Source organism: Saccharopolyspora elongata (assembly GCF_004348985.1).
Classification (GTDB): Bacteria; Actinomycetota; Actinomycetes; order Mycobacteriales; family Pseudonocardiaceae; genus Saccharopolyspora; species Saccharopolyspora elongata.
In genome coordinates, this window is record NZ_SMKW01000024.1 from 87,915 (window position 1) to 101,591 (window position 13,677).

The 13,677-nt window shown below is 72.0% G+C and carries 10 protein-coding genes; 1 reads left to right on the forward strand and 9 read right to left on the reverse strand.

The window, feature by feature from the left end; all coding sequences use genetic code 11:
• Nucleotides 1-12 precede the first annotated feature (12 nt).
• The 9 genes from E1288_RS19335 to E1288_RS19370 form a co-directional block, all read right to left on the reverse strand.
• Nucleotides 13-1,515, reverse strand: coding sequence for an Hsp70 family protein (locus E1288_RS19335; RefSeq protein ID WP_132487027.1), 1,503 nt, complete (start codon nt 1,513-1,515; stop codon nt 13-15).
• A complete protein-coding gene (locus E1288_RS47035; protein WP_165968182.1) occupies nt 1,508-1,648 on the reverse strand; it encodes a hypothetical protein in 141 nt (46 codons plus the stop codon). Before E1288_RS47035 ends, E1288_RS19335 begins: the two co-directional genes overlap by 8 nt.
• Nucleotides 1,645-3,228, reverse strand: a complete 1,584-nt coding sequence (locus E1288_RS19340; protein ID WP_132487029.1) for a TRAFAC clade GTPase domain-containing protein — start codon at nt 3,226-3,228, stop codon at nt 1,645-1,647. The genes E1288_RS47035 and E1288_RS19340 overlap by 4 nt, the downstream gene beginning before the upstream one ends.
• Nucleotides 3,228-5,630 (reverse strand): GTPase-associated protein 1-related protein, encoded by a 2,403-nt coding sequence (locus E1288_RS19345; protein ID WP_132487031.1) that lies wholly within the window; start codon nt 5,628-5,630, stop codon nt 3,228-3,230. The genes E1288_RS19340 and E1288_RS19345 overlap by 1 nt, the downstream gene beginning before the upstream one ends.
• Nucleotides 5,627-6,817: a zinc ribbon domain-containing protein gene (locus tag E1288_RS19350; RefSeq protein ID WP_132487033.1), complete on the reverse strand. Its 1,191-nt coding sequence runs from the start codon at nt 6,815-6,817 to the stop codon at nt 5,627-5,629. The genes E1288_RS19345 and E1288_RS19350 overlap by 4 nt, the downstream gene beginning before the upstream one ends.
• A gap of 202 nt (nt 6,818-7,019) precedes the next feature.
• Nucleotides 7,020-9,380 carry a hypothetical protein gene (locus tag E1288_RS19355; protein ID WP_132487035.1) on the reverse strand — a complete coding sequence of 787 codons (2,361 nt, stop codon included), beginning with the start codon at nt 9,378-9,380 and terminating at the stop codon, nt 7,020-7,022.
• Nucleotides 9,381-9,536: 156 nt separating this feature from the next.
• Nucleotides 9,537-11,192 (reverse strand): Hsp70 family protein, encoded by a 1,656-nt coding sequence (locus E1288_RS19360; protein ID WP_132487037.1) that lies wholly within the window; start codon nt 11,190-11,192, stop codon nt 9,537-9,539.
• Nucleotides 11,185-11,910, reverse strand: a complete 726-nt coding sequence (grpE, locus tag E1288_RS19365; RefSeq protein ID WP_235883664.1) for a nucleotide exchange factor GrpE — start codon at nt 11,908-11,910, stop codon at nt 11,185-11,187. The genes E1288_RS19360 and grpE overlap by 8 nt, the downstream gene beginning before the upstream one ends.
• Nucleotides 11,911-12,158: 248 nt before the next feature.
• Nucleotides 12,159-12,710 carry a snapalysin family zinc-dependent metalloprotease gene (locus E1288_RS19370; protein WP_132487039.1) on the reverse strand — a complete coding sequence of 184 codons (552 nt, stop codon included), beginning with the start codon at nt 12,708-12,710 and terminating at the stop codon, nt 12,159-12,161.
• Nucleotides 12,711-12,928: 218 nt separating this feature from the next.
• Here E1288_RS19370 and E1288_RS19375 point away from each other — a divergent pair, with 218 nt between their 5' ends.
• Entirely contained in the window at nt 12,929-13,663 is a 735-nt protein-coding gene (locus E1288_RS19375; protein WP_132487041.1) for a PIG-L deacetylase family protein, read from the forward strand.
• The last annotated feature ends 14 nt before the right edge of the window (nt 13,664-13,677 follow it).

The following is a 13,677-nucleotide window of genomic DNA, read 5'->3' on the forward strand; positions in this document are numbered from 1 at the left end:
GCTCCCCCGAACTCAGCACCGCACGGTCAGCCCGGCGATGGTCTCGGCCAGCCGCTCGGTCGCCGCGCCGTCCACGACACCGTCCACATAGGCCTCCAGCTCCAGCGCCGCGCCGCTGAGCGGCTCCCGAGCGGTCACCGCGAGCAGGCCGTCCGCGCTGACGCGCAACGTCAGCTCGATCACCGATCCGGCGGGCAGCGGCGGCAGCCCGGCGAACTCGCCGTCCAGCACCCGGCGGTTGTGCTCGACCTCCGCCGACGGTACGTCGCCTGCCTGCTCGAACACCTGGATGCGGACCGACCGCTGCCGGTTCACGATGGTGGCGAACCGGGCCGTCGCGGTGGCGGGCAGCGGATCGTTGCGCTGCACGAGGTGGTCGACGAAGCTCCGCAGGCCTTCGTCGTGGCTGTCCTCGACCAGCACGCCGAAGCTGCGCGGCACCACTGCCGCCGACGTGCCGGCCTGCGCCGTGGCGAGCCGGTGCGCGCGCACCGCGGCCCCCGACACGACGGCCAGGTCGGGATCGACGATCTTCGGCGCCCGGCCGAGATGTGCTTGCAGCGCGGCACGAATCATCGGTGCCTTCGTGGCGCCGCCGACCAGCAACACCTCGTCGATCCTCGACACGCCCTTCGCCGCCGCATCGGCGAGCACCCGGTCGACGATCCGCAGGGTGCGCTCCACCAGGTCCGCGCCGAGGTCCTCCAACGTCGCCCGGTCGATCTCGAAGCTCCCCGAGTCGTCGCCGCAGCGCAGCTTCACCTGGCGGCTGGTGACCGTGCTGAGCTGGCGTTTGAGGTGCTCGGTGACGTCCTGGAGCTGTTGCCGGAACTCCTCGTCGTCCGGGTCCGCGTCCGGGTGTTCGCGGGCGAACGCCGCCGCCAGGTGCTCGGCGATGCGCTCGTTCCAGTCGGCACCGCCGAGCCTGCTGTCGCCGTCGGTGGCCACCACGTGCACACCGTCGTCGGCGACCCGCAGCACGGTCGTGTCGAAGGTGCCGCCGCCGAGGTCGTAGACGAGCGCGGCGCCGGGCTCCGCCTGGGCGGAGTAGTGCAGCGCGGCCGCGACCGGTTCGCTCAGCACCTCCAGCACCTCGATGCCGGCCAGCCGCGCCGCCTGCAAGGTGGCTTCGCGCTCCCGGATACCGAAGTAGGCCGGAACCGTGATCACCGCGCGGACCGTCCCATGTGGACCGAAGCGCGCGACGGCGTCGTCGACGAGGCTGCGCAGGATCAGCGCCGACACCGATTCCGGCGTGTGCCGCGCGCCGTGGAACAGCAGCTCGAACTCGGTGCCCATCCGGCGCTTGATCAGCTCGACGGTGTTCTCCGGGTCGAGGCTCTCCCGCGCCGCCGCCCCGACCACGGCCGTGTCGGCGGACGCGAAGTGCACCACCGACGGCGTGGTGAGCTCGCCGAGCCGGTTGCGCACCACCTCGACCTCACCGTCCACGATGGACGCGACGGCGGAGTAGGTGGTGCCCAGGTCGATGCCGAGCACCAACTCGTCAGGCACCGCCGAACACCGCCGTCGTGAAGTCGGTGCAGCTGACCGCAGAGCCGAGGATCGTGAGCAGCATCGCGATCGCGAAGACCGCGATCAGCAGCCAGCGGTACACCCGGTAGTTCGCCGGGGGTCGGATGGTCATACGGCCTCCGTGGTCGGCTTCTCGTCGCGTCCGAGGGCGAAGCCGCCGCGGCCCATCAGCCAGCGGAACGGCGCCGCCGGGGTGAGCCGGTGCCCCGGCCTGATCCCGGTCACCGAGGACACCACGAAGTAGCGCACCTCGGCGAAGTCCCGCTCCGCGGCCAGCACCAGGTTGTCCAGGCCCGCGGTGTTCAGCCACTCCCGCACCGCCCCGGCGCACAGGTCCGCGGCCCACGGCAGGTCGGTCAGCAGGTCCGCCTTGACCACCGTGACCGCCAGGGCCCGGCGCTCGGTCTGCACCCCGTAGTCGCGCAACCGCCGGGCCGTCACCTGGTAGACCTGCTCGGGGTCGCCGCTGGCCGGATGTGCTTGCGCCAGGCGGGATTCCAGCGCGCCGCCGAGCTGGTCGCGCACCCAGCCGATGGCGAACGGGTCGACCACCAGCACCAGTCCTCCGGCGTGGTCGAGGAACTCCAGCTCGCTGTTGTCGTCCCGGTCGAGGTAGAACTCGCCTGCCGCGTCGAAGAGGTGCACCAGCGCCTGGTCACGGGCCTTCGCCGAGCCGCCGCGGGTGAACCGCACCGTGATCGCCGCGGGCAGCTGCCCGGCCGGCGTCTTCGCGGTGTCGCCGCCGGTGGTGATCAGCTGTTCGCCGTGTTCGAAGGCCTGCTTGCTGGCGCCGTCGACGAAGTCGAGCACGGCGCCTTCGGCAGCGGCGCGGTCCCGCAGGGTGACCAGGCCCGCGTGCACGAGCCGCGTCTTGCCCGCCGATACCGGGCCGAAGACCGGCACCCGGATGTCGGTGACCGCGCCCGAACCGGCCCGCAGCAGACGGTCGCAGCGCTGGCACAGCGCCTCCAGCCGCTTGGACGCCCGCAGCACGGTCGTCGGCAGCTTCGCGCCGCACCCGCAGGTGCGCGACGCCGCGCCCAGCGCGCCGGGCCGGATGTCGCGGTGCACCACCTGGCAGCCGTCGCAGCGGTAGGCGGGAACGGCCATCACGTGGTAGCAGACCGGGCAGCTGCCGCTGGCCTTCCGCAGCCGCCGCACGACGAGGTCGTAGCCGCGCAGCAGTCCGACCAGCGCACCCCGGCCGAGCCATCCGATGCCGAGCACGACAGCCCCGATCACCAGCACTTCCGCCGCGCCGAGCAGCGCGCCCAGCGTGACACCCGACCAGATCAGGGCGGTCAGGCCGATGCTCACGAACCGGAGCTTGCTGCCGGTGCCGTAGTTGAGGCCCCACTGCCAGCCGCGCACGATGAAGGCGAGGCCGTTCTGCCAGGCCGCGACCAGGTCGCGGCGCCACTGCGCGGCGAGGTAGCCCGGCCAGGCCCAGTCGTGCGGGAACGGCCCCTTGGGCTTGCGCAGCCCGGCGGTGCCGTTGACCACGTCGTTCGGCGTCACCAGCTGCGGCTGCGCCGCGCCGCGCCCCGCCAGCACCAGGCACGTCGAGACGAACGCCCACGAGCTGCCGAACAGCACGAACAGCGGGAACAGCCAGGCCACGATCCCGATGACCACCGTGGCCAGCCACAAGCCCAGGCACAGCACCAGGAGGGCCCCGATCACGTAGGGCATTACTTCTCCCGTCTGCCGAACAACCGGCGCGCGAACTCGCGGGTGCGGGCCGGTTTGGGCTTCTGCTGCGAGAACTCCTTCAGCCACTCGTGCCAGCCCGCGGCGGACTCGGCCGCCACGCCGCGCAGCACCTTGCTGACCCGCCGGTAGTCGGTCGGCTTGTGCTGGCCCGCCCAGCGCTCCAGGGCCTTGTCGAACGCCGTCCGCACCTGCTCCGAGGCGGCGTCCTCCCAGCCGGTCAGGAACGCGAGCACGACCGCGTGGTCGCGCCGCGACTGCGCGGCCTGCTCGTCGTTCCACACCGCGGGCAGCGCGTGCACCAGCATCTGCTGGAGCTGGTCGCCGCCCCGCACGGTCAGGTCGAGCGCGGCCGGCAGGTCCATGTCGAGCAGCACCGCGATGATCTGGTCCGCGCGGGCGGTGAACACCGACTCCGAGATGTCCTTCAGCGTCGCGGCATCGGCTTCGGCGCCCTTGCGGGCGAAATTGCTCAGCCAGGACCGCAGCCGGCCGTCGTCCTCCCACAGCTTGCGCAGGTCTTCCCGGTCGCCGAGGTGATGTCCCAGCATCCGCAGGACGTCCAGGTAACGACCGGACACCTTGGGCTTCTCCAGCACCGTGAACGCCCGCTGCGCCAGGGAATCCGAGACTGCCGTCGACGGCAGTGCGGTGAGGAAGTCCTTGAGCTCGGCCATGGTGGGCGCGGAGTTCCGGTACAGCGCCTCCCACACCGCTTCGCCGGTGCCCGGCCGGTCCGGCGCGCGCAGCTGCTCGCGGAACCGGGCGGTGGTCTCCTGCCGCACCGAGCCGCCGGAGGCCACCGCGGCGGCGGCGACCGCCGCGTCCAGCGGCATGAACGGATCGCTGATCGTCGGCGCCAGCAGCCGCCACCAGCGGGCGTCGATCGCCTCGGCGACCTCGGCGGCGCCGGGGCCCGCTAGGCGGCGGGCCAGCACGTCGCGCAGCAGGTCGATCATCTCCGGACCGCACGTCCAGCGCGCCGGGTCGACGCCGGCGTGCGGGTGTTCCGCCCACCACTCGACGAACCGCCCGGCCGCCTCGGCGAACCGGCCCACCCGAGGCCGCACGCCGAACCTGGTCGCGGTCCGCAGCAGCAGGTCCATCCGCTCCGGGGCGACGGCGCCGGCGGCCGCCTCGACCAGGATGCAGGCCTCCTCCACCTCGTCCGGGCTCCACGGCCGCGGCGACAGCGGAGCCCGGGAATCGGCCGGGGTGCCGCGCACGATCTCGTCGATCTCGCCGCGCAGCAACGCGATCCGCACCCGGCCGGCCTGCGCCGCGTTCGCCTCGGCCAGCTTCGCCAGCACCGGCAGCGCGGGCGACGAGGCCAGCACCGCGTCCAGCACCGGTTCGACGACGTCCGATGTGGACACCGGTGGCGGGGACACCAGCCAATCCGCCAGCGCCATCGCGGAATCCTGCCCGGACACGGCCTCCTCGAGCATCAGCACCCCGGCGGCCAGCCGGTCCGCCGTGCCCGGCCGCCGGTCGTCGCAGTTGCGGGCGAACTGGTGCGACAGCTCGATGGCGTCGACCACGTCGTAGGGGTCGGCGCCGAGGAAGCGCGGCACCCAGTGGCGGGCGGCGGCGGTCGGCTCGTCCTTCCGGCGTTCCCCGGTGACCAGGTTGAACACCACGTAGTCGGAGTTGCGGTCCGGATCGGCCAGCGACCCGGCCCAGTCCGGGTGCACCGCCAGCACCTCGTGGCGGCTGTACTGCGGGTTGGTGGCGAACACCCGGAAACCCACCCGCAGCGCCCGTTCCTGGGGCAGCAGGAGCGTTCCGGCCGCGATCCAGCGCACCGCGGTCTCGGCGTCCTCGCTGACGAACACCACCCGCGACGCGTCCTCGCCGTGCAGCCGGTCCATCGCGGAATGCACTGCGAGCAGCCAGGATTCGCCGTCCTGCCGGCTCAGCACCCAGTCCCGCAACGCCTCGACGCCCAGCGGCCCCGCCTCGGGTTCGGCCGACACCGCCGCGCATTCGGTGCTCTCCGCGGGCTGCTCGACCCACCACGGCGCGGCCCACAGCTGCGCGGGCCGGATCGGCCCGTACAGCTGCGAATCGGTGGTGGCCAGCGCGTGGGTGAACTGGTTGCCCTCCCGCACCCCGCCGGTCTCGGCGCCCAGGTAGATCCCGCGGGCCGTCGCATAGACGCTGTCGTGCACGTGCACCAGCGACGGCGGGTACTGCGAGACCTCGCGCTTCTCGCGCATCCAGCCCACCGGGGCCTCGTAGAGCGCCGAGCGCTGCACCGCGGTCATCATCTCGTCCGTGGTGCCCGGCGAGACGGCCTGGAACTGGAATCCCGCGCCGCCGCGCAGGCCCTGTCCCGGCCGGCAGTCGGTGTAGTACAGCGACTGGAACTCGCGCCCGCTCATCCTCGACTCCGTTCGATGATCCGGAAGTGGCTGAGCAGCCACAGCAGTGGTTCGTCCACGCGGAACGGCCGCACCCCGGCCGGGTCGATCTGCTTGCGGCCATAGTCCGGTTCCGCGCCGAGCGAGGAAACCGCGAAATAGCGGAACGTCTGGTAATGCGCGCGCAGGTGCCCGTCGATGTCGTCGGCACCGAGGTCGGCCAGCAGCGCCCGCAGGTGCTCGTCGGTGTCCTGCCCGCCCGCCTCGTCGTACTGCGGTCCGGTGGCCGGCGGGCGGAGCAGCGGGTGGTTCGCGCCGAGCATCCCGAAGAACGCGTCGATCTTGGAGAACACCACGGCGATCGGGGTCTCGACCTTCTTGCGGTCGCTGAGCCCGACGCTGGTGCGCAGCATCTCGGTGACCCGGGTGAGCACGTTGATCGGCGGCTCGGTCCCCTGGCGGCTGGCGTCGGGCACCGCGATCCGGTCCGCCGCGCCCGGCAGCTGGAACGGGTCGAGCAGCACGATCAGCCCGTCCGCGGCGGTCAGGTACGCCTGGCTGTTGACGAACTCCTGGGTCGTCATGTCCTCGCCGGCGGCGTCGTAGAACGACAGCGTCGTGGTGTTGTGCACCTCGCGGCCGAACTGGACGCGCGGCTGCCGCCACTGCATGACCAGCGGGACGCGGATGCCATCCGCTGAGCCGGCGGTCGACTCGAACAGCGACCGGTCGTCGAACAGGGCGTGCTCGTAGTCCGCCAGCCACTGCGCGGTGCCGACCCCGGCCTGCTCGCCGGCGAAGGAGATGTCGGCGCCGAAGCGGCGGCGGATGTTGTTCCGCAGCTCGTGCACCAGCACCGTGGTGTAGACGGTCTTCCCGGCGTCCTTGCCGCCCACCACCCCGATCAGCGGGCTGCGGCCCTCGGCGAAGTTGGCGGGCAGCGGCGTGTGGCACACCGGGCAGGCGCGGATGCCGCTGACCGTGCCGCAGTCCGGGCACGGCGCCTTGCGCGGCGTGCGCCCGAACCGCGACGACGGGGGCGCGAAGGTCGGCCAGGACGCGGGCGCGTAGCCGGTGAGCCGCTGCCGCTCGGCGTCGACGGCCTTGCGGCACTTCTCGCGGCCGGGCGCGGGCCGGCCGGTGCACTGGAACCGCAGGTTGCCCGCGGGGAACCGGTGGTAGCAGTAGGGACAAGCGACCTTGGCCATCAGCAGCCTTCCGCGTTCCGCCGCGATTTCAATGGAAATCGAAGATCCGATTTCCATTGAAATCGCGGTCCTCCGGTGTGTCGGCCGGCCGACATGCCGGAGGTTGTGGACAACTTCCGCAATTTCCATTGAAATCGCGGAACTCCTCGCCCGGGGGCGACGGCGGGGCCGGGGGGCGGTTGCGCCGCGTCGGGGATGGACATCAGGACACCTTCAGCTGGGAGATCGGCGGGTCGATCAGCTGGACGCCGGGGGCGTTGACGAAGCACCGCAGCCAGTAGGGCTTCCGGCGCGGCAGCTCGACGGTCAGCTCCAGCGGCTCGCCGAGGTCGTGGACGTCGCGGTGCACGACCTGGCCGTCGTCGGGTTTGAGCGGCATCACGCGGCCGGGCGCGAGGACCACCAGCACCGTGCAGTCCGGGACGGGCTGGTCGGCGGTCACCACGATGCGCGCGGTGCTCGCGCCGAAGAGCCGGTTCTGCCGTTCGATCCGGTAGCTGACCTGCGGCGGAGCACCTGGCAGCACCAGCGCGACGGGGTCGGACCGGCTTTCGCCGTTGTCGGCGGACGCGATCGCGGACACCTGCACGCGCACGTCGCCGGGCCCGGCGTCGATCCGGCAGCCGCCGCCGGCCTGGTACTGCTGCCGGGTCAGCCGCACCCGCCCGGCCTCCGCGTCGGCCGCCGGGTTCGCCCAGGTCACCTCGGCCATCCGGACGCCGCCCGGCCACACCCAGGACAGCACCAGCTCGCGGCCGAAGCGCCGCGCGTCGAGCGAGGTGACCGGCGGCAGCGTCGCGGCGACCCGGGCGGTGTGCCGCACCGGCACGGTCTCGGCGACGACCTCGGTGCCGTCCGGGCGGCGGTAGCGAGCGGTCAGCAGGTAGGTGTAGTCACCGTCGACGTCCACAGTGGAGTCGCGAAAAGCGGTGCTGCCGTTGGTGGGGACGACGATGTCGTCGGCCTCCCCGTCCCGGCGCCGCCGCACGTCGACGCCGACGACGTCCCGGTGGACGACCCAACTCCCCTCGACCGCCCCGGTGCGAACGGCCAGCCGGACCCTGTGCACGGGAGGCAGCACGTCGACCACCACCCCGGCGGGCCGCGACCACGCGCCGCCTTCCCCGGCGGCGAAGACCGCGTACCCGACGCTCCCGCCCGCCGCCACGGCGGCGTCCACCACCACCGTCTCCGCGCCTTCGGCGACCACGTCGCCGTCGTCGGCGTCGCCGGGCGTCCGCCCGGCTCGCCGCACCACCCGGTACCGGGTGGCGTCGTCGTGGTCGGGCTTCGCCCGCCACGACACCCGCACCCCGACGCCTTCCGGCTGCGCCGTCACGGCGTCGACCGGGCTCAGCGGGATGCGCCGCAGCTCCGCCGCTATCGCGTCGTCGTCGGCGGCGAGCCGCACGGCTTCGCCGAGCTGGCGCCTGGCTTCGGCTTCGGCTCCGCTGCGCAGCGCGCGGTCCGCCGCTTCGCGGAGTTCCCGCACCTGCTGCGCGTGCCGGTCGACGGCCGCTTTCGCGGCCGTGGCCTCATCGGTGTCGGTGATCGCGGCCAGGGTTTGCTGTGCGGCGATGAGGTTTCCGGCGGCGAGGAGTTCGGTGACCTTCTGCAGGCCGGTGACCGGCGGCGCGGCGGAGCCTGTTTCGCTGAGCACGCTGACCACCGCCAGCCGCGCTTCGTCCGCGTCCAGGCTGCTGCGGCCGAGCACCCGCAGCAGCGCGCTGGCCGGTGCGCCGTTCTCGCGGAGCCGCCGCACGTCGTCGAGCAGGTGGTAGAGCGCGAGCAGCCGGAGGTCTGCGCCTTCCTTGCCCGCGGCGGTGTTGAGCAGACCGAGTGCTTCGCGGGCGGGCTGGTTGCCGGAGCGCCGGTTCTCCCGGTCGATCGCCTGCTGGACGGCTTTGGCGGTGAGTCCGGCGGGTTTGGGCGGGCTGCTCTCGAAGTCCGCCAGGAGCTTGTAGCTGTCGAGCTTTCCGTGCAGGAGCTCGGGAATCCCGGTGATCTCGGCGTCGCCCAGCAGCGCCTTGAGTCGGCGGAAGAGGGTGTCGGGCAGGCCGCTGGTCTTCGGCAGTTCCGTCGGCGGTGCGGTCCGCACCCCGGCCTTGGCCAGGGCCCGGTCGACCTCGGCGGGCGCCAGCTGGCCGAACGTCTCGCGCATCGCCTCCAGCTGGCCGGGCGTGATCAGGCCGAGTTCGCCGAAGTTCGCCTTCAGCATCGCGACGAGTTCGTCGATCTGCTCCTGGCTGGCCCCGGCCCGGGCGTCGTTGCGGTTGCGCCACCAGGACATGCTGGACATCTCGTTGCCGGGGGCGCGCCGCAGCTCCTCGTCCTCGCGCAGGAAGGCCTTGTAGACGCTGGTGGTGAAGCTGGATTTCGCGGTGGACTGGGCGCTCTTGTTCCAGTGCGAGCGGACCTCGGCGAGCCGCTGGGCCAGCTCGGCGTCCGAGAAGCCCCGCTCGACCGCATACCTGGTCAGCAGGTCGTCGGGTAATCGGCCGCTGCGCCCCCGCAGCGGCCGGACCACCTCGCGCTCGTAGACCTTGGGATCGAAGGGTTGCATCGGAGCCCGTCTCTGACCTCGTGATTCCAGTGGAAATCAACGCGCTGATTCGCATCGAGCCGCTTCCTGTCGTGAGTGGCGATGGTCGCTGGAGCGACCACTGCCACTCACGACCCCACCGGCGCCGAGACGCGGGCAGGTTCGGGGGGAGCCGCTTCAGCCGGAGACCGTGATCCCGGCGACCACCCGCTTGGCCTCGGCGACCTCCTCGTCGCTGCGGACGCTCACCCGGACCTTGATGTCCAGCGACTTCCCGGTGGACGGTTCGGTGGCGGTCAGCTCCAGCAGGCCCTCGTCGTCGACGGTCATCCGGATGTTCACCGGCGATCCGACCGGCAGCGGCGGCAGCCCGTCGATGAGGCCCTTGCCCTCGTTGATCGGCTTGTTCTCGGCGAGTTCCGGCCCGGCGACCACGCCGGACTGCTCGAACAACTCGATCATCACCCCGGTCTGGCCCGCTTCGACGGTGGCCGCCTCCAGGACCCGCTCCGCGGTGGGCAGCGAGTCGTTGGCGTGCACGAGGTGCTTGACGAAGTGCTGCGTCGGCTTCTGCTGCCAGTCCGGGTCGCTGGTGTCCACCAGCTTCACGCCGAAGGCCTTGGGCAGCACGTTGCGGGTCTTCTTGGCGGCGAGGTCCTCCAGCGCCTTGACCGAAATCCCGGTCTGCTGCGCCACGTTCTGCACGGCTTCGGCGACACCGGTGGCGCCCTGCTCGGCGGCGTCGGTCATCTCCCGGTGCACCACGCGGCCCAGCGCGTACAGCGCGGCACCCTTGGCCACCGCCAGGTCCGGGTCGTGCAGCTTCGGCTCCCAGCCGAAGTCGGCGCGCAGCCGCTCGGCGACCGCCGGCATCTTCGTCGACCCGCCGACCAGCAGCACGTCGTCGATCTGCGCGCCGGGCTGCTTCTCCTGCAGCGTCGCCAGGGTGCGCTTGAGGATGTCGACGGTCTTGTCCAGCAGGTCCTGGGTTTCGGCCTCGAACTGCGCGCGGGTCACCTCGACGCGCGCGCTGACGCCGGCGCCGCGCAGCGCCACCGCCCGGGATTCGGCCTTGGAGAGCTGCTTCTTGGTGTCCTCGGCGGTGGTCGCCAGCGACTGCAGGAACTCCTCGTCATCCTCGACCTCGGTGCCTTCCGGCGCATGCTCCAGGAACTTCGCCAGCAGATGGTTGCGCAGCCGCAGGTCCCAGTCCGCGCCGCCGAGGTGGTCGTCGCCGTCGGTGCAGACCACCACGATCTCGTCCTTCGACACCCGGATCACCGTGGTGTCGAAGGTGCCGCCGCCGAGGTCGTAGACCAGGATCGTCTTGTCCTCGGCGTCGGTGGTCGCCTCGTAGTGCAGCGCCGCGGCCACCGGCTCAGGAACGATGCCGATCACGTCCAGCCCGGCGATCTGGCCGGCGTTCTTGGTCGCGCTGCGCTCCAGCATGCCGAAGTAGGCGGGCACGGTGATCACGGCGCGGCTCGCCTCGCCGCCGGTGTGCGCGGCCGCATCCTGGGCGAGCTGCTTGAGGATCAGCGCCGAGATCGATTCCGGCGTGTAGGTGGTGCCGTGGAACCCGAACTCGGCATCGCTGCCCATCTGCCGCTTGATCAGCGACACCACCCGGTCCGGGTCGATGATCGCGGAGTTCTTGGCCACCGACCCGACGACCACGTTGGACTCGTTCTCGAAGAACACCACCGAGGGCGTGGTCTCGCTGCTGTCGGTGTTGCGGCAGACGGTTGGGCGGCCGGTCTCGTCGACGTACGAGATGGCCGAGTAGGTGGTGCCCAGGTCGATGCCGAACACCTTCAGGTCGCTGTCAGACATCTGCGCTCATCCCCTCTGCTCGCGGGTCGTTCTCGGTGGCGGGCGCGGTTTCGGCGCTCCAGCGGTACACGTGCACCCGCGCGGGGACGGTCACGCGATCGGTCGTGGTGTCCAGGTATCCGTCGGAGACGACGAAGGCGATCTGCTCGTGCCGGCCGGGGTCGTCGGCCGGGAGGACCTTGATGGCGCGGTGCTCGCGCGCCGAGAACGCGGCGCCGACCTCGGGTCGGATCGGCGCGCTGCCGCAGCGCTCCAGCGCCTGTTCCGCGCTCAGCGCGAAGGATTCGAGGAGGTCCGCGACCTGCTGCCGGCCGAGCTCCGCGGGCAGCGTGCGGGCCTGGTGCAGCAGGTCCTTGCGGAGGTTCTGCAGGTCCGTGGTGATCGGGCGCAGCACGAGGTTCTGCTCCCCGGCGCGCAGCCGCTCCACCTCGGCGTGCAGCTTGTCGATGACGCGCTCGCGGGCGGCGGCGCGCTCGTGGTGCTCACGAACCTGCTCGGTGAGCGCCGCGACCGCCTCGGTCAGCTGCGCGAGCGGGTCCGGCTCGGGTAACGGCTCGGCGGATTCCGCAAGCGGCTCAACCGGTTCCGGCGCCTGGTCCGCCTCCGGTACCGCCGGTTCGGGTACGCCGACGACCGCGTCGACCGGCTCCCCGGTGTCCGCCCGCCGGTCGCCGTGCCCTGGCTCGTCGCGCATGAACTCGCCCGCCTCGCTGCTCACCGCTGCCGCGGAGTGACCAGTAGATGATCACCAAGCCTAGTATTCTCCCGCACCGTTCAAGCGGGATTCTCGGACTTTGACGGCAGCACGGCGGAAGCGGTTCCCGGCGGCGGTTGCTCCGAACCGGTGAGCCACGACCCGTGAGCACTTTGTGCCGCTGTAGCAGCACAAAGTACTCACGGCTGGTGACCAGCGGAAATGAAGAGGGTGGCGGCGCATCGGGGCGCGGACCGCCGCCACCCGCGCACTCACCGGGTGGCGAGCACGTCCTCGCGGAACACCTGCGGCGCGATCAGCACGCCACCGGCGAAGTTCCGCTCGACCTCGGCGATCTCGTCCGGGTTCGGCTTGGGGTTGTCGCAGTCCGGCCCGGCGCTGGCGCCCGACATCAGGTCCTCGCACAGCCCGGTCCGGTTGTCCGGCAGGCCGAGGATGTGCCCGAGCTCGTGCGCCGCGATGCGGATGGTGTCGTGGCCCTCGTTCACGGCCTGGCGCCCCATCCAGATCCGGCCCTGCCCGAGCCCGATCACCTCGGCACGCGGCCAGCCGTTGTCGGCGAGCACCATCACGTCGGCGGCGCCGCCGGAGGCCGGCTCCAGCCGGACGTTCTGCACGTTCTCGTTCCAGACCTTCGCGCCGGCGTCCACCGCATCGCGGAATTCGGCCGCCTGGCTGGCGTCGTAGGTGACGACCCGGACGTTCTCCGGGACCGCCGCGCCGGCCGAGGCCGGGACGACGAGTGCGACCAGGAATGCGATGAGCAAACCGACGACGGGTCTTATCGTTCGGGGCAGGTTCATCTGCGGACCTCCTGAAACGAACCGGATCACGGTGCCCTCGAACGTATTGCCCCCACCAGCGCCGCACGGTCTCCTGGCGTAGATGTGCCACAACGCGAATTTCCCGGAATAGTGGCGGGCGGTCGCATTTCCCGCGAAATACCGGAAATTGCGTGGCCGCCGGATCGGCGCAACAGCAGAATGAACTAGGGCCACCGGAACTTTGGGAGGACATCGAGATGACCGGCGAACTCAAGCCCATGCCCCAGGACTGGCAGCGCGCGCTGGCCATCGTCGCGCACCCCGACGACCTCGAGTACGGCTGCTCGGGCGCGGTGGCCGCCTGGACCGCGACCGGCCGGGAGGTCTCCTACCTGCTGGTGACGCGCGGCGAGGCGGGCATCGACGGGGTCCCTCCTGGGCAGGCGGCGCCGCTGCGCGAAGCCGAGCAGCTCGTCGGCGCCGCCGAGGTGGGCGTGCGTTCGGTGGAGTTCCTCGACCACCGCGACGGCGTGATCGAGTACGGTCTGGCGCTTCGCCGGGACCTGGCGCGCGCCATCCGCGAGCACCGGCCGGGCCTGGTGATCACGCTCAACCACCACGACAGCTGGGGGCCGGGCAGCTGGAACAGCGCCGACCACCGGGCGGTGGGCCGGGCGGCGCTGGACGCGGTGGCGGACGCCGGGAACCGCTGGATCTTCCCGGAGCTCGTCGACCACGGCTACGAACCGTGGTCGGGGGTGCGCTGGGTCGCGGTGGCCGGCTCGCCGCACCCGACGCACGCCGTGGACATCACCGACACCATGGACCGGGCGGTGGCGTCGCTGGCGGCGCACCGCACCTACCTGGAGGCGCTCAGCGACGAGCCCGCCGAGCAGCACGCCCGGAGCTTCCTGGAGGGAGCGGCCCGCGAGCACGCCGACCGCTTCGGCGGCCGCACGTGCGCCGCGTTCGAGCTGATCGGCGAGGACTGATGCCCCGCACCGGG